Source organism: Rikenella sp., assembly GCF_056799795.1.
In genome coordinates, this window is sequence record NZ_JBQIQO010000002.1 from 76,237 (window position 1) to 97,148 (window position 20,912).

The 20,912-nt window shown below is 49.8% G+C and carries 31 protein-coding genes; 11 read left to right on the forward strand and 20 right to left on the reverse strand.

Going from position 1 to position 20,912, the window contains the following annotated elements; all coding sequences use genetic code 11:
* The 20 genes from ACTO3O_RS00975 to ACTO3O_RS01070 form a co-directional block, all read right to left on the reverse strand.
* A complete protein-coding gene (locus ACTO3O_RS00975) occupies positions 1-141 on the reverse strand; it encodes a hypothetical protein (RefSeq protein ID WP_482596288.1) in 141 nt (46 codons plus the stop codon).
* Positions 138-1,058, reverse strand: coding sequence for a DNA cytosine methyltransferase (locus ACTO3O_RS00980; RefSeq protein WP_482596289.1), 921 nt, complete (start codon positions 1,056-1,058; stop codon positions 138-140). The genes ACTO3O_RS00975 and ACTO3O_RS00980 overlap by 4 nt, the downstream gene beginning before the upstream one ends.
* A 12-nt stretch (positions 1,059-1,070) precedes the next feature.
* The gene (locus ACTO3O_RS00985; protein WP_482596290.1) at positions 1,071-1,445 is read right to left on the reverse strand and encodes a hypothetical protein; all 375 of its coding nucleotides are present in this window, start codon (positions 1,443-1,445) and stop codon (positions 1,071-1,073) included.
* Positions 1,446-1,447: 2 nt separating this feature from the next.
* Positions 1,448-1,801 (reverse strand): hypothetical protein, encoded by a 354-nt coding sequence (locus ACTO3O_RS00990; protein WP_482596292.1) that lies wholly within the window; start codon positions 1,799-1,801, stop codon positions 1,448-1,450.
* A gap of 33 nt (positions 1,802-1,834) precedes the next feature.
* Positions 1,835-2,410: a hypothetical protein gene (locus ACTO3O_RS00995; protein WP_482596293.1), complete on the reverse strand. Its 576-nt coding sequence runs from the start codon at positions 2,408-2,410 to the stop codon at positions 1,835-1,837.
* Positions 2,411-3,234: 824 nt separating this feature from the next.
* Positions 3,235-3,618 carry a hypothetical protein gene (locus tag ACTO3O_RS01000; protein WP_482596294.1) on the reverse strand — a complete coding sequence of 128 codons (384 nt, stop codon included), beginning with the start codon at positions 3,616-3,618 and terminating at the stop codon, positions 3,235-3,237.
* A complete protein-coding gene (locus tag ACTO3O_RS01005; RefSeq protein ID WP_482596295.1) occupies positions 3,618-4,538 on the reverse strand; it encodes a YqaJ viral recombinase family nuclease in 921 nt (306 codons plus the stop codon). Before ACTO3O_RS01005 ends, ACTO3O_RS01000 begins: the two co-directional genes overlap by 1 nt.
* Complete coding sequence (locus ACTO3O_RS01010; protein WP_482596296.1) at positions 4,507-5,466, reverse strand: recombinase RecT; 960 nt, start codon at positions 5,464-5,466, stop codon at positions 4,507-4,509. The genes ACTO3O_RS01005 and ACTO3O_RS01010 overlap by 32 nt, the downstream gene beginning before the upstream one ends.
* A gap of 34 nt (positions 5,467-5,500) precedes the next feature.
* On the reverse strand, positions 5,501-5,989 hold the full coding sequence (locus tag ACTO3O_RS01015; protein WP_482596298.1) for a hypothetical protein: 489 nt from the start codon (positions 5,987-5,989) through the stop codon (positions 5,501-5,503).
* 154 nt (positions 5,990-6,143) lie between these two features.
* Positions 6,144-6,485: a hypothetical protein gene (locus ACTO3O_RS01020; protein WP_482596299.1), complete on the reverse strand. Its 342-nt coding sequence runs from the start codon at positions 6,483-6,485 to the stop codon at positions 6,144-6,146.
* 9 nt (positions 6,486-6,494) lie between these two features.
* Positions 6,495-7,001: a hypothetical protein gene (locus ACTO3O_RS01025; RefSeq protein WP_482596301.1), complete on the reverse strand. Its 507-nt coding sequence runs from the start codon at positions 6,999-7,001 to the stop codon at positions 6,495-6,497.
* A 743-nt stretch (positions 7,002-7,744) separates the two neighbouring features.
* Positions 7,745-8,050, reverse strand: a complete 306-nt coding sequence (locus ACTO3O_RS01030; protein ID WP_482596302.1) for a DUF3853 family protein — start codon at positions 8,048-8,050, stop codon at positions 7,745-7,747.
* Between the two features lie 5 nt (positions 8,051-8,055).
* Complete coding sequence (locus ACTO3O_RS01035; protein WP_482596304.1) at positions 8,056-8,268, reverse strand: hypothetical protein; 213 nt, start codon at positions 8,266-8,268, stop codon at positions 8,056-8,058.
* Positions 8,269-8,272: 4 nt separating this feature from the next.
* Positions 8,273-8,449, reverse strand: coding sequence for a hypothetical protein (locus tag ACTO3O_RS01040; RefSeq protein ID WP_482596306.1), 177 nt, complete (start codon positions 8,447-8,449; stop codon positions 8,273-8,275).
* 422 nt (positions 8,450-8,871) lie between these two features.
* Positions 8,872-9,249 (reverse strand): SPFH domain-containing protein, encoded by a 378-nt coding sequence (locus ACTO3O_RS01045; RefSeq protein WP_482596308.1) that lies wholly within the window; start codon positions 9,247-9,249, stop codon positions 8,872-8,874.
* 83 nt (positions 9,250-9,332) lie between these two features.
* Positions 9,333-9,875: a hypothetical protein gene (locus ACTO3O_RS01050; protein ID WP_482596309.1), complete on the reverse strand. Its 543-nt coding sequence runs from the start codon at positions 9,873-9,875 to the stop codon at positions 9,333-9,335.
* A 114-nt stretch (positions 9,876-9,989) separates the two neighbouring features.
* On the reverse strand, positions 9,990-10,169 hold the full coding sequence (locus ACTO3O_RS01055) for a hypothetical protein (protein WP_482596310.1): 180 nt from the start codon (positions 10,167-10,169) through the stop codon (positions 9,990-9,992).
* 10 nt (positions 10,170-10,179) lie between these two features.
* Positions 10,180-10,536, reverse strand: coding sequence for a response regulator transcription factor (locus ACTO3O_RS01060; RefSeq protein WP_482596312.1), 357 nt, complete (start codon positions 10,534-10,536; stop codon positions 10,180-10,182).
* The gene (locus ACTO3O_RS01065) at positions 10,493-10,750 is read right to left on the reverse strand and encodes a hypothetical protein (protein WP_482596313.1); all 258 of its coding nucleotides are present in this window, start codon (positions 10,748-10,750) and stop codon (positions 10,493-10,495) included. Before ACTO3O_RS01065 ends, ACTO3O_RS01060 begins: the two co-directional genes overlap by 44 nt.
* 39 nt (positions 10,751-10,789) lie before the next feature.
* Positions 10,790-11,188, reverse strand: a complete 399-nt coding sequence (locus tag ACTO3O_RS01070; RefSeq protein WP_482596314.1) for a hypothetical protein — start codon at positions 11,186-11,188, stop codon at positions 10,790-10,792.
* A gap of 205 nt (positions 11,189-11,393) precedes the next feature.
* On the opposite strand from ACTO3O_RS01070, the gene ACTO3O_RS01075 reads away from it, so the two are divergent.
* The 11 genes from ACTO3O_RS01075 (at position 11,394) to ACTO3O_RS01125 (ending at position 20,899) form a co-directional block, all read left to right on the forward strand.
* Positions 11,394-11,849, forward strand: coding sequence for a helix-turn-helix domain-containing protein (locus ACTO3O_RS01075; RefSeq protein WP_482596316.1), 456 nt, complete (start codon positions 11,394-11,396; stop codon positions 11,847-11,849).
* 128 nt (positions 11,850-11,977) lie between these two features.
* Positions 11,978-13,408 (forward strand): SNIPE associated domain-containing protein, encoded by a 1,431-nt coding sequence (locus tag ACTO3O_RS01080; RefSeq protein ID WP_482596318.1) that lies wholly within the window; start codon positions 11,978-11,980, stop codon positions 13,406-13,408.
* 34 nt (positions 13,409-13,442) lie between these two features.
* Positions 13,443-13,817: a hypothetical protein gene (locus ACTO3O_RS01085; protein WP_482596319.1), complete on the forward strand. Its 375-nt coding sequence runs from the start codon at positions 13,443-13,445 to the stop codon at positions 13,815-13,817.
* Positions 13,818-14,081: 264 nt separating this feature from the next.
* Positions 14,082-14,402, forward strand: coding sequence for an SH3 beta-barrel fold-containing protein (locus ACTO3O_RS01090; protein ID WP_482596320.1), 321 nt, complete (start codon positions 14,082-14,084; stop codon positions 14,400-14,402).
* 301 nt (positions 14,403-14,703) lie between these two features.
* Positions 14,704-15,111 (forward strand): ASCH domain-containing protein, encoded by a 408-nt coding sequence (locus tag ACTO3O_RS01095; protein WP_482596322.1) that lies wholly within the window; start codon positions 14,704-14,706, stop codon positions 15,109-15,111.
* Between the two features lie 163 nt (positions 15,112-15,274).
* The gene (locus tag ACTO3O_RS01100; RefSeq protein WP_482596323.1) at positions 15,275-15,973 is read left to right on the forward strand and encodes a phosphoadenosine phosphosulfate reductase domain-containing protein; all 699 of its coding nucleotides are present in this window, start codon (positions 15,275-15,277) and stop codon (positions 15,971-15,973) included.
* Positions 15,930-16,652 (forward strand): ParB N-terminal domain-containing protein, encoded by a 723-nt coding sequence (locus ACTO3O_RS01105; RefSeq protein ID WP_482596325.1) that lies wholly within the window; start codon positions 15,930-15,932, stop codon positions 16,650-16,652. Before ACTO3O_RS01100 ends, ACTO3O_RS01105 begins: the two co-directional genes overlap by 44 nt.
* A 34-nt stretch (positions 16,653-16,686) precedes the next feature.
* Positions 16,687-17,112, forward strand: a complete 426-nt coding sequence (locus tag ACTO3O_RS01110) for a hypothetical protein (protein WP_482596326.1) — start codon at positions 16,687-16,689, stop codon at positions 17,110-17,112.
* Positions 17,109-18,371: a PBSX family phage terminase large subunit gene (locus ACTO3O_RS01115; RefSeq protein WP_482596328.1), complete on the forward strand. Its 1,263-nt coding sequence runs from the start codon at positions 17,109-17,111 to the stop codon at positions 18,369-18,371. The genes ACTO3O_RS01110 and ACTO3O_RS01115 overlap by 4 nt, the downstream gene beginning before the upstream one ends.
* Positions 18,372-18,422: 51 nt before the next feature.
* On the forward strand, positions 18,423-19,826 hold the full coding sequence (locus ACTO3O_RS01120) for a phage portal protein (protein ID WP_482596330.1): 1,404 nt from the start codon (positions 18,423-18,425) through the stop codon (positions 19,824-19,826).
* A gap of 8 nt (positions 19,827-19,834) precedes the next feature.
* Positions 19,835-20,899, forward strand: coding sequence for a structural protein (locus ACTO3O_RS01125; RefSeq protein WP_482596332.1), 1,065 nt, complete (start codon positions 19,835-19,837; stop codon positions 20,897-20,899).
* Positions 20,900-20,912 lie beyond the last annotated feature (13 nt).

A 20,912-nucleotide genomic window follows, 5' to 3' on the forward strand; every position in this document is an offset into this window, starting at 1 on the left:
TTAGTCTTGTATCTCGATTTGGAGGTTTCGGGCCGTGATGTTTCGGCGGATGATGGTCGCGGTCAGCGGGTTGGTCTTAGCGGCGACGTGCCGGAGCAGCTGCAACCGGCCATAATGCGTAAAGCGGGCGTTGGTTATCATTTCTCGGTTTCGTTGATGGTTTGGAAGATTCGGCAGGCTACCTGCGGAACTATCGCGTTTCCGTAGGCTTTGATGCTTTCGGCTCTCCAGCGAGGAACGGTGATACCGTCCAGTCCGGCGGGAAACCCATCATTTCCGCTATAAACTGGGGGTTGAGTCGGGAAGTCTTGCCAGTTTCCAATCGAGCCATTTTGGTAAGCGAATTTTGATTCTCGGTTCTTGTTGACTTCGCTCCACAGTCCGCCGCCATCAGGGCCGAAAGTAATCCCATTTTGGCAGCCAAGGCAATTGTCGGCCTTTCTACTGCATTTGCAGATGCCGACTTGTTGATTCGTCCGCTTCCGGCATCGATGGCCGTCGGCGTCGGCAGCATTGACGTGGGATAAAACACCGTCCTCCCATTCTCGCACCGCTTCAGCCCCTGCGTTTGTGCGGTGGGCAACAAACCACACCCGGTCGCGGCGGTGGGGAGCTCCGACACCGCAAGCAGGAAGTACAAGCGATTGCACTTCGTACCCCGCAGCCTCCAAGTCAGTGCACACCTGCTCGAAGACCATCCCGCCGCTCCAACTAAGGATTCCGCGAACGTTCTCGCCCACGACCCAGCGGGGACGAATCTCGCGAATTGCTCGCAGCATCTCGGGCCACAGGTGGCGGGGATCATCGGTGCCTTTCCGCTTCCCGGCGAGGCTGAACGGCTGACATGGGAAACCTCCGGTGAGCACGTCGATCCGATCTCTCCAAACATTGAAGTCTGTCTCGCGTATGTCTGTGTATTGTTCCGCATTCGGAAAGTGGTATTGGAGTACCCGTCGGCAAAACGGGTCTATTTCGCAATTGAAAAGGTTTGTCCACCCGGCCCACTCGGCGGCCAGGTCGAACCCTCCGATCCCGGAGAAGAGCGAGGCGTGGGTCATTCTTTTACGTTCTTATCGGTTGTTTTTGGGGATTAGCACCGCCCGCCCGAAGACAATTTCATACATCCGCCCGCATTTCGGGCATTCCATGCAATGACTATCGCAGTCCTCTTCAATAAGGCCCTCTATTGAATCGCAGTCAAAGTATTCGCACGTGAAATTTTGGCTTATTAAATACCCGCAGATGCAAGTAATCTCTCCGGTATATCGGAGTTCTTTTAACTCAAATTCGAGTTCTATCCCGTCTCCGTTTGCGTCGGCTTCCCGCTGTTGTGCCTGTCGCTCCGCTTGTTGCAAGAGCGCAATTTGTTCTGCATCTCCGATGCGTGGCGGCACTTCGACGCCGTCGCGCCAAAACTTGCCGTCTTTCAGTGTCAGTGTTCCCATGGTCATGCCGTTTGAATCAGTCGATTAAGTGCCCGCAACTGCGTTTTCAGCTTTGACACTTCGTGCTCCTTGTTAAATCTGGCTTTCAGTTTTCTTCCCGGCATCTGCTTTTCGCTTTTTGACAAGTTCTCAAACCACCCCTCGTATCGGCTCGGGATAAATTTTAATTTTCGCCTGACTTCCGACAGTTGGCCTTTTACCATCTGTTCGGTCGGGCTTGTTTCCAGATACCGGATCAACTGTCGGGTCATTTTGATTTCGGCCATCAGTTCCCGCGGAGGCTTAGCGTGCTTGTATTGGCTGGCTTCATCAAGAAGCGCATCGAGTTCATTTTGCAAGTCTTGAATAGTTCTCATCGTCTGAAATTTTGTTCCTCGAAGGCGAGGCGGTTAGGGGGTCGGTTTGTAGTTTCGGCCCAAAATGCTCCTTAGCTCGAGGTCGGCAATCTTGTGCACATCGCCCCGACGTTCGTAGCGTTCCTTGTCGCTGAACGCCCGGCAGTCGTTGTGCTCGGCAAAAGCCCGGGTTCGTTCCGCCGCGTATTGTTCGAGCCAGTCGAAGACGACCGATCCGTCGATTCCCCCGAAGAGCTTGCCGTAGCGGCGTTTCTTGGCATTGTCCGAGAATACCTTGAAGTCCTCGATCGTGAAATAGAAATACTCGTCCCGGATCAGTCCCGCCGTGTAGATGACCTGCGTCTGATCCATCGAGTTCGGAACGTTGAAGAAATCGATCAGGTCGTTCAGGATGACGACCAGCGCCGCCATGACCTGTCCCTCGCCGCACTCTTTCCCGATTTTGACCAGCGGAGCCGGGTTCGGCAAGGTGACGATGTCATCGACCCGCCTTACCGGCAAAGCCAGATAAGACAGCCGCAGCGAGGTTTCCCAGTTCTTCGCGGCCAGCTCGTTTTTCGGCTTCTCTTGCCGCACGATAGCCGTTATCGGAGTCGTTTTTTCGGTCATGGTATACTCGGTTGAAAGGTTGCGAAATAGCGTTTGCCAGAGTCAGTTTCCAGTTGATCGTTTCGGTTCTCTTGCCCGCTTTTTTGCACTGCCATCCCTCTTGGGTGGCCCAGAAGTTCAGACAGGCCTTTTCAAGTGATTTTCGCACGTCTATGCCGGGGTTCAGCTCCTGTTGCTGCGCCATCCAGCCGGAGTCCGAGACAAGGGCGGAGAAAGCTCGGCGCAGATCGGAGAGGTAAACCTCGAAATCGTCTCGCCAGTCAGTCCGCGGATCGGTGCCCTTCGGATCGTGCTGCATGGGCGACTTGGATTCCTCCCCCTTACAATCCCCTTTTTTTAGTCTTTTACGCAAGGGAGTCTCACACATACTACCCGATAGGGTAGTTATATTATTATCTTTCTTTATATATGTCCCCTCCGCGTCCCCCTGCTGTCCCCCCGTTGTCCCCTCGCGTGTCCCCCGTCTGGATGGATCGGGGTTGTAAGTGTCGTATTTGGAGATGGTTATAATCGTTATTCCCGTCCCCTTGTCTGTCCCCTGCGTAATCATCCCCTCGTCCCGAAGGTGTTTTAGGAACAGTTCGACCTTATGCTTTCCCCAACGCCAGCGCACAGCGAGGCTTCGAACAGCTGCTACCTGTTGACCCCGCTTCAAACTCACTGCCTTGTAGCCGACATACTGTTTCCTGTTCTCAAATCCGGCCGTCTGTAGCAGATCGAGCCACGCTTCGAACCTGGAGTATTCGCGGTCTTCGCACCAAAACGGGTGTTCAAATATCCGGCGGCTGACAGGTATGTATCCTTTGGCGTCCATTGGGTGGTTCTTAGTATCCCTTCCGGGTGAGTTCGAGTTGTTGTTTGGCGAATGAGATTTGCGTGCGGAGGTTTTCCGACTGGTGCGTGCAGGTCCGGTTCAGACGGTCGAGCCATGTGACCAGCTCGTTTTCGTCCGCCGTTTGCGACTCCACGAACCGGCGCGCCACCGTTGCCGGCATCTTGACGATCGCCTTAGCCTCCCCGGCATAGACTACCGCCACCGCCCGGTCGCGGATGCAGGTCGCCTCCGCCAGCATCCGCCCCGTGCGCGCCAGATAGACATTCAGATCCGAGAGCCGGGCCACCATTTCGTTCGGGTCGTCCGAGGCGGTGATCTCTAAGTAGGCCTGTATCCGTTCCGCCTCGGCGCGGAGTTGTTCGCGTGTTTCCATTATTTGAGTCTTAGGGTTCGGACGGTCGAGGCGCGCAGGACATCGCTGTAGACCTCCGGATAGAGCCGTTTGAGGCGGTCGGTGTCCACGCGGCGCGTCTCGGAAAACCGAAACGACGCCACCGGTACCTCTTGATAGGTCATTTCCTCGTTCGCCCCGAACGACAATTTGACAAACTCCTCCAGCTCCTTCGCCCGTTCGCCCTCGGCTTTTGCCCGCGCGCGGGCCTCCTTCAGCTCCAGAATCGCGCGGTAGAGCGTCTCGTCGCACTCGCCCGCCAGCCCCGTGGCCTTACGGTAACGCTTCAGGAGGTCGGTGACCGTGGCCGGTTCCGGTTCCACGCGCGGCACGACGTGCCGGGTCCAGAACTCCACCGCCGTCCGTAACAGATGCTGCTGTACGTCGTCGTTGGCCTCGAACTCCCGGTAGCCGAAGTCGACCCCGCGCGCGAGCCAGGCGATCGCTCCCGACCGGTAACCGGTCAGCATCAGGTACCATTGCAGTTGGCAGTACCACTTCTGGAACAACTCGCTCTCGGCCTCCACCTCGAACTGCGTTGTTTTGCATTCGAGGATCGCCTCTTGGCCGTCGGCGGCGACGTACTCCCGGTCGGGCGAGCCGATCAGGTAGTCGTACTCCGGGTGGATGTAGGTAATGTCCGCTTCGCTTCCGGTGATGAGCATCGTCCCGGACGCCTCGGTGAAGTAATCCGCCACGACCCGTTCGAGCCGATGCCCGGCGATGGTGTACTTGTTCTCCGATTGCGGCTCCGACTGCCCCGTCAGGTCGTAATATACCTGAAGCGGCGTCCGGTACTTGTCGAGCCCCAGCAGGGCGGCGATCGTGCTACCGCCGATCTTTCCCTGCCGACCCGCCAGCCAGTCGGCGTTATTCGCGTACGTCAGTTTCTTCGCCCTCATGATTGTCGTCGGATAACTGTTCGGAGCGTTCGATTTCCTGTTGCACCCGCTCTTCGGCAGTCGGTAGCTGTTCGTCGGCCGCATCCACTATCTCCGTTGCATCGATGTCCAACGCACCCTCGCGGAAGTTGTCGGCGTGGATCACCCGCTCGTCGCTGGCCAGCGTGCTCATCGCGTCGATAGTCAGCGGCATCGACTTGGCCAGCTGCTTGATCGCCTTGGCCTTGGCCATGCTCTCGTAATCGGTTTTCCACGCACCCGTCAACCCGTTTCGGGCCATCGGCGAACGCATCCGCAGCTGTTCGATCCGCGCTTTCGGCAGCACCTCGAATCCGAACCCGCCGTCGCTGTACTTGACCACCGCGTAGGCGAACCGGATGTTGCTCCCGTCGGGTTCGGCCACCGCGCCGCAGGGCTTGTGTGTGATGGTCGGGTTCAGTCCCAGAGCGTAGTCGAACTCGTCGCCTTCGACCACCACGAAAGCATGGATCGTCTCGATCTTACCGCTGCGGCGCGCCAAGTCCATGAGTCCTTTGTAGCCGATCTGGAACTGTATCTCTTTGACCCAGCCGCCGGGTTTCTTGTTGTTGAACGGCACGAAGTAGCAGTATCCCAGTGCCTCGACGGGCGGAAACCCGAGGATCGACGCCTGAAGAATAGCTCCGATGACGCTCTGGGCCGAACACTCGGCGATGGCCGGGTTTTTGGCGATGATCGAGGTGGCCATCTGGATGAAGCGGTCGGGGGTGAGGTGCTTCGGGAGGGTCATCTGCAAGTTGCTTCCCCACGCCTGGAGAGCCTGGGCGATCTGACTTTGTTTCATCCCTTTGAACGAACCTTGCTGAGTGATGATCCGTAGCCCCTCGTTCTCTTTTTTCGGAGTAGCTACGGCGGCCGCTACGGCCTCGCGCGCTTGTTGTGTATTCATGATCTTTGAGTTTTTGGCTTGGTTACTAACGTTATTACTTTTTGTTTAGTTCTTCGTGCAGCCTATTAAATACCTCCCGAAACCGAGCCCACTGTTCCTGATTTTTGATCCAATTTGAAAACTTGTGATAGACTACCTTTTTCTTTGCATCCCAACCGATCCGGGCTTTTTCGACACCGGCTACAAAACAAATATTCGGATACTTCCTCCATTGAATGAGTTCGCCAGATTCGATTAGAGTTAACATCGATGTGGGGAGAACTTCTTTTGCGCGTGCCACTGCCTCAATCTTTGCCTTTTCTCGCTCGATCGAATCTTCAGTTTTCTTAATACTATCCTGTAAATTGCGGAGAGAGTCGTTTTGTCGATCCCATTTGTCGAGTGTTGCCCTGCCGTTTCGTTTGTCGTTAAGTGGCTGACCGTTGCTTCGTCTAACCGTATCGAAGTGTTTTTGTAACTTATCCTCGAAGAGTTGTTGTTTTTTCTTCAGCGAACCTTCGAGTATTTCGAGTCTTCCTGCCATAATTGTGATTTAAAATATTCAGATCATCCCGATGCATTTGAGGTATTCGATCGCCTGACGATATCGTTCCTCCCGGTTGCTCATGTCATTCGGTTCGAACCCCGCTGCCCGTGCGGCATCTATTATTTCTTCCATTGTTGATTTTCATGATGTTTTAGATTTTGGATTTCCACAGTTGCGGAAATTTATCTGTGTTATATTGCTCGTCGCGGTCGAGGATCGCTTCCGATATGGCATCCGCGATCCATTCTCCCTGCGGATCAGAGATGTCTTCGTCCGCCTCCGCTGCCTCGTGCAGTGTCCCCTCGTAGCACCGGGAGTGGAGCAGATAATCATTCGGCCCCTCGACGGCGTGCTGCCCGAAGCGGATCTCATCCCCGCAGATGGGACAGAATTCACGTCCCTCGTACGGATTATATTTTTTTTGATAAGGGCCGAGATACTCGGCGAGCTGCTGTTCGCGATCGGGCCAAAGTGTTCCACAAATGCAATGCATAATCTCGGATTATTCAGCGGTTAGACATGCTTGTGAATCACCGACGAGCGTAACGCGTGCCTCGTAAATCGGAAGAGAATTAGAGCGTCGGCTATACTTGCGCATAGCCATGCGAATCGCTTGCGACTCGTTTTGTGCAGCCAAGACATAAGAGATGCTGTGTCCGAAGCCTTGTTCACCGACAAAGACGCCGCCGAATATGACGATCCGATAAGTCTTTTCGGTTCGTTTGAGCTGTGAGTAGGATTGTTGTTCGGTAGATGCAGTACGGGTACTATTCTTCACCGCACCGCTAACTTTTTCTGAGTTTGCCATTTTGAGAAAAAAGTTAGGTAGGTATATAACAAAAGAAGCGAGGCTCCCTTGTGTTTTGGCAAACTCAGCAAGACCGCCGAAGCGATATTGTCTCAGGAACCCCGCCTTATGATTGCGGAATAATATGTAACAGTAAGGCTGTACGGCCTTCACTGAGTTTGCCACTACAAACATACGCATATTTTCTGAAACCGCAAACATTTTTCTCTTTTGTTTTGAAAATAATCGGGAACAGGCTGTGGTTGTCTAATCCAGTAGCTATGCTAAAGCAATTTTCTGCTCCCGATCGTTTGTTGTATCTTTGCTGGGTCTAATTCATTCAGCTATGTCTAAATTGCAATCTTCCGAGTTCGAAAAACTCCAAAACAATCTCCGTGTTGGCAAGTGTCCAAATTGTGGGTTTGATGGCGACAAAAGTGTCCTGCCGGACGACGGCGTAATCCTATCGTTAAAAGAATCAGGACAACTTGACCCCAATGAATTGAAATCATTTGGTGTCGTCTTGGTTACTTGCCCTCAATGTGGATTCGTCTCTCTTTTTAAGAGGAGTAAAGTCATCCGTTGAGCTTAATACCCATCCCGATCCGCGAAGGAGGAGCTCTAGCGATTTAATCTCTCCTCCTTTTATGGTTTTTGACTTTCTTATTGGAAGGGCTTTCATGATTTGTTTCAACATCACGGCTCTCATCTTGTTTAGTTGTTTTCTGCTGAGTGTTTTTAGACATTCCTGCAAACTCTGTCTTATCGGTCTTTGACCGTATGGCTGTGTCGATTGGCTTCCATCTCGGCATTTCGAAACCGGCGAGGCCCTTTGGCCAAGTCATAAAGAACCCCGTATAAGAATGAGATGCCACCGAGAATCGTTATCGAATAAAAAATCAAGTCGCTCATATTTGTGTAGTTTAAAGCGTTTTGCGTTATGAAATCGTGAGTGGCCATCGCTTTCATTCCTTGCGTCCGCCGGACTTTCTGCCGAGTAATTCACGTACTTTATCCACGTCGAACCAAATCTTCCGGCCCTCGCGAGTGGTCGCCTCCTCTATCTTTCCGCTCGCAACCCAATCGGCTACCGTGGTACGCCCGACATTCATTGCTTCCATAAGGCCGAGATACCCACGAACTATATTTTTTTGCGCCGCTTGGTGAACCTCGATCTGTGTCGGCAAGGTCTTTCCGAGAATCTCGCACAATTGACCAACAGTCAGCATCGATATCGGAGTATCTATTGTTATTTCATCGACGAAAGGCATGGCATTCAGCGATTTTTAGAGTTCTGTTCATCATAGGCCATCAGGCCAGCGAAAAGGATACGTAGGGCCGGAGCGAGCCGTTTAAGCTCGTCCATCGAGAGGAGTTTGACATGAAGAGCGATTTCTTCGTCCGTGAGAAAAAGGAACCAATCCGATGCAGCGCGGGTACTATTGTTCCCCGGCATGCCGCCTTTGCGCTTTGCTTCCACGATCGGCAAAGGCTTATCGGTTCCGGTAGATTTTTTCGAGAACGCCGATCCGATCCGTCAATTCGATCATGGAGGCGAATTGACCGGCGATGACCGAAGCACACCATCGATAGAGTGCCGATGCTGCGCAACGCTGGAACTGCTCCGGCGTGAGCGGTTTTGAAATGTTGTGATTTAGAAGTTCGACCATCTGAGCTTTGGTAAGCCGGTCGAATGGACGTGCAGATACGGCACCTTGTGCCGAAATGCTGCTTTTGACGCTGGTTCGCATTGTAGGTCAAAAGTTTTAAGTATGGATATAAAGAAAGGGCGCAGCCTCTCAGTTTTGCGAACCAGCCACGACTACACGGATGCAGAAGTGCTACGAGACCACGCCCAAATTGCTTTGAGCTACTTACTAATATATAATTGGTAGTCGTGTATTCACGACTGGTTCGCAATACAAACGTAGACAAAGTTTTCGACTTCGCCAAATCTTTGCTCGTATTTTTTGCATTGTCAAACATAACTCCTTGTGTATGATCTTGTTGTGCATGCGGCGGGAGTCGAACCCGCTAATAACCCCAAACCCCTGCGGCCTATCCGCTTAACCGCCTATCGCATGCTGAGTGCTTATTTTGATTGAGCTTCTAAAATGGGAAGATTTGCTTCTGTTGGGATGTAAATCACTTTATTTGAAACGCTGTTCTGTTGGCGAACCCATAGATATTGGATGTACTGTGTTGTCAAACTGCCATTTTCGATCTTAATGGCTTCAGCAGCCCCTTTTGCCCGCTCAATTTCGGCCTGAGCATTGAGCTTCTCCGCTTCAAGGTTAGCTTTAGCCTCTTCGATTTTAATCCTCCGGTTCTGCTCGGCTTTGGCAAACTCGGCTTTCCCGGACATCTCCTGCTGCCATACTTTATATCGCGGAATCCCCCAAAGGAGAGCTAAAATGACTCCGCATACAACAATGATGGCCGTCAACACGATTTTGATTTGATTTTTCATGATTTTTTGTTTTTTGTATCCCCGTCCTCCCGCCCTCAGGCGGAAAGGTCGGGGTAAGTTTCAATACGCGGACAAGCCGCTCTCTATTCTGAGAGGCAACGCAACTGAAAACCGCAGGCGCGGCTGTTCGCGCTGCTGGGGTTGAGGCGCTGCGTGTTGAAGTACAAGAACACGCCGCTAGTCCCGCTAAAGGAGGAAGACCAACTGTACCCGTAGCCGCCGACGTTCGTCAGAGCGCCCGTATAATATTTGTCGCGAAATCCACCCAACTCATATCCGAGCTTCTGAGTCATGTACTCGAAGCCATTCAGCCCCGTGCCATTCACGTCCTTTCGCCACACGCAGGCCTCTTTGTCCCACACCAACTCGACCAACGCTTGGTGAAACTCGTCGGTGCATGGCCCCCAACCGGGCAGGCTGTCCCAAATCTTCAGTGCCTCGTCGTGGGTGAAATACTTGTTGCCTTTCTCGTCGACGTAGTAGTCCGACAATATCCACTCCTTACCGGTCGCCGGATTGATGATACCGGTCGGAAACTCTTTTGGTTGCCAATCAATCGCACTAGCAAACTCTTCGGTCAACTCCTTTTTGATTTGCTCTGAGTGTCGAGCAAATATTTTTTTCAAAATGCACAGCTCCTTTTCAGAACTCGGGCTGGCCACGTCGTACCCTCCAATTTCGCAGATATGGATATCCGGCTTCCCGTTATTCGTCGTGACAATGATGCTCGCTTTCATGTTCTAATCTTTGAATGCTTTATACAGCATGAATGTTCCAATTGCGATAGCAAAAAACAGCCCTACGCAAGCCGTAGCTATGCTGCCGAAATGCGTATCTATCAAAAAAAGCGTGGCATAAAATGCAATTACGCACAACGCAATCAGCAGCGTAATTCCTAATGCTTTGAAGAATGTCTTCATTGTATCTTGTTTAAATTATCAGTTCTGTTTCGTTTCGTCGGCCACGCACTCGCCGCACTAACAGCTGATCGGACGCCTGCGACAAGTGCAGCGAAAACAGCGCGAGCAACACCAAGGCCCCTGCCTGTCTCATTTTGTCGGCTATTTGTTCCTCCGAAATGGAGAACATGGTGCAGAACCACCATCGAGATAGCTCCATGTCTTTATTGATCTCCAATTTCCGATTGATCGCCCGACGTTGAGTGGTAATCGTGTGTATACTCTTGTGCAGCCGCTCGGCAATCTCCTTGATGGAGAACCCGCCAGCCGTCAGGGAAGCCACCCTAAGCTCCTGCGGCGTTAGCTGACTTGTACTCTTCGGTTTCATAGCCCCAAATCCCCGTTCTGATTCCGTAGCTGCGGAAAACATTTTCTATTGCCTCCTTTTTGCTGGCTTTCGGCTCAACCCTCCCGCTCTTACAGTTACGCCACGCAATATCCGAGGTGATCCCGCGAGCTTCCATCAATGCTTTTTTCATGTGTTCCTGGTCGCAAGGGCGAACCTTGTCCCATCCCGGCTGGAAAGAATACTTATTGATCATCTGTTTGTCGTTGTATATTGCTGTTTTCAGCACACTCCATTACGCCGCAAAAAAGGATGCGGAGCAGCGGGGCGAGCCTTTCGAGCTCGTCCAGCGGTAGCGATTTGATACGGATTGCGATTTCCCGATCCGAGAGGTCGAGAAAAGAGGATGTCGAGGCAGAGCGGGTACTATACTTCCCCGCTTCCGCGCTTTCAGGGAGTTTTGGCATTGGTCTGAAAGTTCGGTTATGGATATGACAAAAGAGGCAAGCCCCTTCCAAAAGTTCGCCAAAACTCCGCCATCAAAAAAGATGACACCCGGAAAGAAGCTCGCCTTATGACGAGAATAGTATGTACACGCTTTTAATAGCGAAGTTTTGGCACTGCAAACATCAGAAGATTTTTTGAATCCACCAAATGTTTTTTGCAAAAAATATTTTCCAAAATTCGTAATCATCGGAATATCAGATTTTAAGCACGGAAAATCACTCGGGATCGTACTTGCCTCATTTTGGTTTTCCGATATTTTTACCCTATTTTTGGTATTTGCAATGCGATACAGGTACGATACATTTGCGGTATCGTTTGTATCACAATGCAAAGATAAACAACAATGGCAACTTTACAAATAAAACCGGCAATATTTTTCATGTGAATGTCTTATGATTGTCAACAAAGCATTAATATTAAGCACTTTGATGCGATATAAAAACTTTACATCAAAGGCCGAATTTGCACGATACTTAGGTGTTTCTCCTCAAAATCTTTCCCAATGGCTTAAACGAAATACATTTGACATAAACATTATTGAAGATAAATTTCCAGAAGTGAATCACATTTGGCTGCTCACCGGGGAGGGTGAGATGCTGAAGAATCCAGCTCAAGAAGTCGGGCAGTCGCAATCCCTTCAGAGCGAGTTGTCCGGTGACCGTTTTGATCGAATGATGAACATTATGGAGATGCAGGCCAAGCAATTGCAGACCCAATCGGAACAAATCAAGTCGCAGTCGGAAAGAATCGACGCACTAATCGAACAAAACAACAAACTTCTGAAGGAACTGGGAAAACAAGACACAGAAGAGGGCATCCGCTCCCACGAGGCTTCAGCCCGCTCTTAATGATTCCAACTCAAAAACATCCCGAAGAGGTTGTACTTTGCCTAATCGTGAAAACCGTGAAGATTAAATTGACTCAAAAAGAAATGGCGGATTGATAATCAATAAACAGATTATATAAATTCTTGATTATGGGATTTTTTGATTTTTTGAAAAAGAAAGAGTTAGCCGAAATAGCGCAACTTCGTAAGCATATTGAAGAATTAAAACAATACGAGCAAGTTGTCGATGCGGAAGCAGAGGCAAAACGTATCATTGAACAAGCCCAAAATCAAGCGGATGATATTATTACACTGGCCACTAATAAGGCCGGTGTCATTGTGCGCGATGCAGAGAATCGCAAAATATCACTGGAGTCTAATATAAGTGCCCTCGAAAAGCAACTGTCTGAGCTAGAGAATAAATACAAAAATGGGCTTGACACCTACAAACGGCTGCAACGAGAAGCTGGAATATACCAGGAGGTTATTGAACTGGCTGAATACGGGGTTTATCAACCACATTTTGATTTCGATACTTCCGAAAAATACAAGGAGGAAATCTCCAAGATTCGGGAACACCAAAAACGGGAGATCCGGAATGAATCTGCGGTACTCGGCGGTGAAAATATATCCTGGAATGGCAGTATTGCCCAAGGGGCTGCAATGGTTAAGAGGGAGAAAAAACTCATGCTGCGGGCATTTAATGGAGAGTGTGATAGTTTTATTGCCGATGTTGACTGGAACAATGTTTCAAGGATGGAGGAACGTATCCAGAAGTCATTGGAGGCGATCAATAAAATTTATGATAAACAGGGGATTTATATTTCCCGAGCTTATGCCAGTCTCAAAGTAACAGAGTTGAGATTAGCTTACGAGTACAAGCTCAAAAAACATGAAGAAAAAGAAGAGCAGAGGCAGATTCGTGAACAAATGCGGGAGGAAGAAAAAGCACGCAAAGAGATTGAAGCCGCGATGTTGAAAGCCCAAAAAGAAGAAGAGGCTTACCAAAAAGCACTGGATAAAGCACGCAAAGAGGTAGAAACTTTGCAAGGGGCACAACAAGCGAAGTTACTGTCTAAAATTGGAGAATTAGAGGCTCGTGTTGCAGAGGCCGAAAACAATAAACAACGTGCTATTTCCATGGCACAACAAACAAGGCGAGGTCATGTGTATGTAATCTCCAATGTGGGTTCTTTTGGCGAAAATGTGTATAAAATCGGCATGACTCGTCGTCTTGATCCGATGGATCGTGTGCGAGAGCTGGGAGATGCCAGCGTACCTTTCTGTTTTGACGTACATGCAATTATTTTCTCAGAAGATGCACCCGGATTGGAGGCAAAATTACATAAGCAATTTGATTCCAATCGGCTAAATCTCATCAATCGCCGCAGAGAATTTTTCAATGTACCTTTATCTGAGATTGAACGGGTTGTGAAAGAAAATCACGGAGACATAGAATTTACCCGACTCGCTGAAGCGCAAGAGTTCAGAAAGTCAGAGGCTTTGAGGATAAAAATGGAAACAGAGGGAACGGATCAACAGGCCACTGTTGAATTTTCCTCTCAACTATTCTCAGCATAATTCAACAAACATGCTCAACCGAAACAGTTTCTAAATGACACTTACTATAACATTCAACAATGTAGGCATGAAAAGGATGTTGCTATTGATAGCATTTGTGCTTATTTTCATCAATTGTTCAAGTACGGATAGATTGCCAGCGATAGGAGAGAAGTGCGAATTGACCAAACAGTGTCTGTCCGCAGTTTCCGAATTTGATTATGATCAACTAAATAAAGTGTGTAATCGGAAAGATGAAGATGCACTTGTTTTGATGATTGCTTCTCAGAGGGTTTATGTGTTGAATCCGTATGTCAATTCCTATACCATGAAAGAGAAAAAATTCGGTAAATGCAAAATAGAAGTTAATACGGGGAATGATAAATTTGAGGTTTGGGTTGCATCTGAATTTATTAAATCCAATAAATAGACACTTTATATAGTCTCGAAAATTTCGAGGCTTTTTTGATATTCAAAATTTGCACATTCAAAAAATATGATTACATTTGCAATGTCTACTTACAATTAAGGGTGCGAGGTGCACCAGATGGTGCTTTTTTTGTGCCTTATACTTTCAGCGGTATCATCCCCGTACTATTGTTGTAATGGCAATAGTAATCACCCTTAAAAGTGAGTAGACAGCGGGTTAGAGCGATGCCGCTGTTTTTATTGCTCCAAAATGTCTACTCACATCATGAAAACGACCGATTTACGCGAGATCATGCGTCTCGCATGGCAAATGGTCAAGCGCAACGGCTACTCCATGGCCGAGGCTCTCAGAGCCTCTTGGCTTAACTTCAAGCTCAGAGCGAAAATGCGGGCCGGTATCGTCAAGTTCTACTATCAAAAAGTTTCGGGCGAGATTCGCGAAGCATTCGGCACGCTGTGCCCCGATCTGCTGCCCGAAACGCGGGGCACCGAACGCAAGCCGAACCCGACGATCCAAGTCTATTTCGACACCGAACGCGGAGAATATCGCTGTTTCAAAATCGCTAACCTCACAAAATTGGCTTAGCGATGTCTCAGAATTACGATTTCACCCCCTTTGATGTAATTGCCCGGTTCATTCAAGACGAGACGTTTAGAAAAGAGTTGATCGCCCTTTTTTCGCTGCTTACAACCTTCGAAAATACCGGATCACAAACAGAAAATTTGAATGACTGAATATTTTATGTTGTAAAATGTAAATTGCGACGCAAAATTTGTAGCAAGATGACATGCGGGGTAGTGCAGCGGTACCACGTCTGGGTAGTGTCCAGAAGACGCAAGTTCGACTCTTGCCCCCGCTACCAAGAAGCTACGAAATCAAAGAACACATGAAGATTTTAACGCTTGTAATCAAGAAAAAGTGGTTCGACGCTATTTTGTCGGGCGAAAAGATGGTTGAAACCCGCGAAGTTCGCCCCACCAATACAAAATATATTTCGTATCGCGACAACAGTACTGGCAAGATCTACAAGAAAGACAGCGAGGTGCCCGAATCATCTTGGGAGGGCGAAAAAGGCGTTGATACGATCGTCAACCACTACGATGCTATCCAATTTTGGATGGGGTACGAAACCGGCCGCCCTGGCGTACTTGTGGAGGTAAAAGGTGCCGAGTTGATCGACGTCTGCGATGAAGAGACGAAAGAGCCGATTGTGTATGAGCACAACGGCAACGAATGCACCATGACCGAGATTGATTACCTCTTGGGCAAGGTGCTTAAGAAAACGAATTGTTAAACCTTTAAATTTAGTGCCACACTCGAAATTCTGTAAGAAATCGAATCAATCGTGCTACCGGTGTTAGCCGGATTCGCTACCGAACGGTAGGCGGTCGATCTACCGACCGTGCTGGTCGTTATCGTGACGTCCGTGCCGCCTTTGGCATGTCGGCTGGTTAATCATGACGCCGATAGACCATGCAAATGAAGTGATTGCCTCTGTCCGAAAAAAAACGGATAGGGCAATCCTTTTTTATTCATGCGGGAAAGATAGCGAAGTACTTCTCGACCTGATGGCCCCGCACTTCAAAGAGGTGGTTTGCGTGTTCATGTATTTTGTCAAGGGCCTCGACCATATTGATAATTATTTACGGTCGATAAAGAGTCGTTATACCAACGTCACAGTTCTGCAAATCCCTCATTGGACATTGACCCGCGTGCTGCGTTGCGGTTTGTACTGCATTCCGAATCCAAACATCAAATTGCTTTCCCTCAAGGACGTAGACGAACGAATCCGGATGAAAACCGGCATCGGGTACTCGTTCTACGGGATGAAGCAGTCGGACGGAATGAATCGTTGTATCATGCTGCGAGGCTACGAGAACGAGGCGATAAGCAGCACGAACAAGGTCTATCCGCTCTCCCGATGGAAGAAGTCGGACGTGATGGCCTACATCAAGGCTCGCAAACTCCCCGAGCCGATCTCCTACAACAAAAACAAGTCACAGGGATTGACCTTCCTGCCCGAGGTGTTCGATTATCTCCGCCGACACTATCCACAAGATCTTGAAAAGATTTACAGAGTGTTCCCCTTGTCTCGAAATATATTATTGCGATATGACGAAGAAAAAAGAGCAGCATCCAAAATACAAGCAAAGTGAGACGGTCGTAATCAAGCGTTCCGAAATCAACTTTGCACCTTATAATCCCCGCAAGGAAGATGCCGAAGTGGTCAAGAAACTCAAAAAGAACTTCAAGACCGTTGGTTATCTTGGCGGGATCGTCTGGAACCGTCTCTCTTCTTATCTGGTATCCGGCCATAAGCGAGTTCAGACACTCGACATCATCAATGGTTACGACGGGACATCCGAAACGGACTACAACATCAAGGTTGAAGCCGTAGAGTTGGACGACAAGGCCGAACGAGAACAAAACATTTTCATGAACTCTCCATCTGCGATGGGTGAGTTCGACATGGAGAAGATGAAGGTGCTGGTTCCGGAGGTTGACTACCAGGCAGCCGGGTTGTCCGAAGCCGACATGAACATCTACGGAATATCCGTCATGCACGATGAGCTTAGTGCTGGCCTTGCAGATACGCTAGATGATTTTGAAGAGCTTGAACGCCCCTATGAAGAGCGAAAAGCAGCCGTTAAGGAGATGAAAGAGCAGATACGGCAAAAGGCAGAACAACGTGCCGAAGACCTTGAATCGTACGTAATGCTCAATTTCAAATCCTACCGAGCCAAGTCCGCTTTTATGCTCCGGTTCGACTTTTTACCGAATGACAAACTCATTCCCGGCGAAATGTTTTCCGACATGGTGGAGCGGGTGGAATAAAATATGAAAGTTTAACAAGTTTAACACAATAAAAATGGCATACCCGAGCACCAAACCGCCAATAGAGAAATTCGAGCAGGTAGCCAATGCCTGCGGAGGAATACTATCAGATATTGCCGCACATTTCAAAGTGTCTCGAAACACCGTATATGCTTGGTGTGAAAACGATCCCCAGTTCAAACAGACACTTGATGACTCTCGCGAGCGATTTGTCGATTTGGCCGAAAGCAACTTGCGTAAGCTGGTTGCAGGCGTTCCCGACATACAACAAGATGAAATGGGGAACAAAGTATTTGCGGGGTGGCGCGAGCGACCATCCGAGACCGCGATAATTTTCACCCTTAAGACACGGGGTAAAAAACGTGGGTATGTAGAACGTCAAGAGGTAGAAGCCGACGTTAGCATGAAAGGCTCCATCAGCATCCGCGATTGGGTGAAAGAGCGCTTGCAAAAGAAATGATCGAACCGCAGGACATATACATCCCTCTGTACACCGACACCGAACACTCTATCATCCTTATTACCGGAGGGCGCGGATCGGGCAAAAGTTTCAATGCCGGGGCATTCATCGAGCGGTTGTCTTTTGAAGAGGGCCATGTTATTTTGTATTGCCGATACACCATGGCCTCGGCGGCTATATCGGTCATCCCAGAGTTTGCCGAAAAGATCGAGGCCGACGGCACAGAAGAGTTCTTTAACATCACCAAGACGGATGTCGAAAATCTGGTTTCCGGTTCCAAGGTTTTGTTTCGGGGGATTAAGACCTCATCCGGGAATCAGACCGCCAAGCTCAAATCCATTCAAGGGATCACGACTTTTGTGTGCGACGAGGCCGAGGAGTGGACCAGCGAAGCAGACTTTGAAAAACTCGTCCTGTCGATTCGCCAAAAGGGTATCCAAAATCGGGTGATAATCATTATGAACCCGACCGACTCCAACCATTTCATTTACAAAAAATACATTCAGAACACCCACCGGATAGTTAACATCGACGGCGTAGAGGTGCAGATCAGCACCCACCCGAATGTTTTGCATATCCACACAACCTATCTGGACAATATCGACTACCTGAGTGCCGAGTTTTTGCAAGAGGTCGAGCGAATGAAAGTTGAGAATCCGGATAAATATGCACATGTCGTTATGGGGCGGTGGGTGGATGTAGCGGAAGGAGCGATCTTCAAGCACATAACTGTCGTAAAAGAGTTTCCGGAGTGGTGCGACAAAGTGGCATTATGTCAGGACTTCGGATACTCCAACGACCCGACGGCCATTGCCCGATGCGGAATTGTTGGGAACGACCTCTATGTCGACGAGATCTGTTATCGCACCCGCATGCTGACGAAAGATATTATCGAGACCCTTAAGCCTTATCGGAACCTCAAGGTCATATCTGAATCGGCCGACCCGCGCCTGATCGACGAGATTTCCAACGCCGGTATCCTGATCTACCCGGTGGACAAGAGTGGCCCATCCATCATTGCCGGGATCGGAAAGATGCTGGAGATGAACATCCATGTGACGGAGCGATCGTACAACATGCTACGCGAGTTCCGAAACTACGTGTGGGACAAAGACAAGAACGGCAACCCGATCAACCGCCCCGCCGACGGACAGGAAGACCACCTGTGCGACGCCGTGCGTTACTACGTATTGGGTATGATCCTCGGGAAGATATTGACCCGAACAACCTACGACAAGGCCAGTTTGGGCATTTTTTAGGCAAAAGACCAACGCTTGTGAAGAGACAAGCGACTTTTCAATACGGAAGACATGAAACCAATTTACAGAAATCTCTATGATGTTCTGAGGAACAACATCTTTAATGCACTGGGAATAGAACGTACTCTGTTACAGCTTCTTCAAGACAAAGACGTTGGGCGCGTAAAATCTCTGTTGCAGAATCGCGACACAGAGGTTGAACGGGCGATCCAAGAATACGTCCCTGAACTCCATGCCGTCATGTACCGACGCGACAAAGACCGCGAGGGGAAGAGGCCCTATGTATCCGAAAAGTTACCCCGCGCCCGCCAGCGGTATATCAACGAAGTGGAGTTGTTTTTCCTGCTCGGGAACCCCATCAAATGGAAGCTTGCCAAGGCCGAGGAGAACGAAGCATTCCCAGCATTCGCCTCCTTTCTTCGTTCCATGCGATTCGACACCGTCATGCGTCAAGCCAAGAGAACAGCAGGAGCGGAAACCGAAGCAGCCATCTTGTTTCACCTGTACCGCAACAGCCAAGGCGCGTCCGCAGTCAAGCCCGTCGTTCTGTCCCATTCCGGCGGCTATACCTTGCGACCACTTTTCGATCAATACAGCACCATGATTGCTTTTGGTTATGGGTACTCATTGAAAGAAGGGAGTAACACGATCGAGCATTTCGACATAGAGACCCCGTCAGTCATTTACCGGACTCGCAAAGTGAATATCGGATGGGAGGTGTCCGAGATGCCGAACCCGACCGGAAAAATAAACGTCGTCTACATTCGGCAAAACAAGGCTTGGGATGGTGTGCAACAGCGAATAAACCGCGAAGAGAAAATGGACTCCGGGATCGCCGACACTAATAACTATTTCGGCGACCCAATTGCACTTGCCACGGCCGACGCATTGAGCAGCCTACCGGACCCCGATGTTCCCGGCGGTGTAATCCGAATCAACAACAAGGACGGAGATTTCAAGTACATCAACCCTCCCACCGCCTCCGACCTGCAAGCTAACGAGAAACGAGACCTGAACGCCTCAATTCTGTTCGACACTTTCACCCCGGATATGTCTTTCGAGGCAATGAAAGGAATGGGTACTTTATCCGGGGAAGCCATGAGGCGTGCTTTGGCCCTCGGATATATGAAGCGGGACAACCTCCGGGAAATCTATGACGTAGTGGTAGACCGGGCCAAGAATATTATTCTTGCCATTATGTCGCGAGTCACCCATATCGGATTGGCCGACCAGTTGGCGAAGCTCGAAATTGAGCATGAATTTTCGGAGCCGTTCAATGAGGATGTGACAGTGAAATGGTCGGCCATCGGGAAAGCCTATAACGACGGTATTATCTCGTTGGAGCAGGCTGTTAAAATGATCGGCGTAACGGACAATCCGGAGATCGAAATCCAACGCATCAAGGCCGAAAAGACCGAACGGGGGATGAACGATTTTACCGAACCTAATTTTTAAGCGCGCACATGCCCAAATTGGCCATTGAGAAGTGGGAGCAGGAGCACCGAAAACACATCAAGACATTTCTTTCCGAGATTGATACCCTCTATCAAGCCTACATCGAAGAACTTGTCCGGCTCGGGACTACGTATCCCTACCTGCCGGAGGAAGGGCGATTGTTTTCTTATGCTTCCGACAAGATACGGAACGGACAAGCCTCAGGGCGGCTCCGGGAGATGCACGGTAAGTTGCTTGGGATCGTTCAGGCCGGGGTTGCTACGGAGTGGGCTTTTGCGAACCAGAAGTCCGACTCATGGGTACGGGAACTGTTCTCCGACCCGAAGCGAGGGTACATGCTGCATAATCTGGAGGCCCTCGAGGCATTTTTACACCGAAAGATTTATGGCCATACGCTTTCGCAACATGTATGGCACTACACAAAGCAGTTCGGGGCTCAAATAGAACTGGCTCTATCGGTCGGACTCAGCGAGGGGCGAAGCGCGGCGCAGATCAGCAAGGACGTCCGGCAATACCTGAGAGAGCCGAATCGTCTTTTTTGTCGGGTTCGCGATCGGTTTGGGGAGTTGGTCTTGTCAAAAGCCTCCCGGGCACACCACCCCGGGCAAGGGGCCTACCGTTCGTCCTATCAGAATGCCTTGCGGATGGTCCGTACCGAGATAAATGGGGCCTATCGGCAAGCCGATTATGAACGTTGGCAGCAATTGGACTTCATCGTAGGGATCGAGATCAAAACATCCAAGTCGCATGTTGCCTGGCTGGCTCAGGCGTGGTACCCTCGGTTCAAAAAGGGGAAAGCGCCACTCGAGATATGCGACGCTCTGGAAGGGCGTTACCCAAAAGATTTCAAATTCATCGGGTGGCATCCGAACTGCAAGTGTTATGCGGTGCCGATTCTGGCCAACGAGGGAACGAATCGGGACTGGTGGGAGGAGCCTATCAATCGCGTCGAGACCGTACCAGACGGATTGAGGAGATGGATGGAGAAAAATGCCGACCGGATCGATCGGGCCAGGAACCGCGGCTCTGTTCCGTACTGGATCAAAGAAAACAAAAAATTATTTTTCGAATAATTTTTCTGTTCAG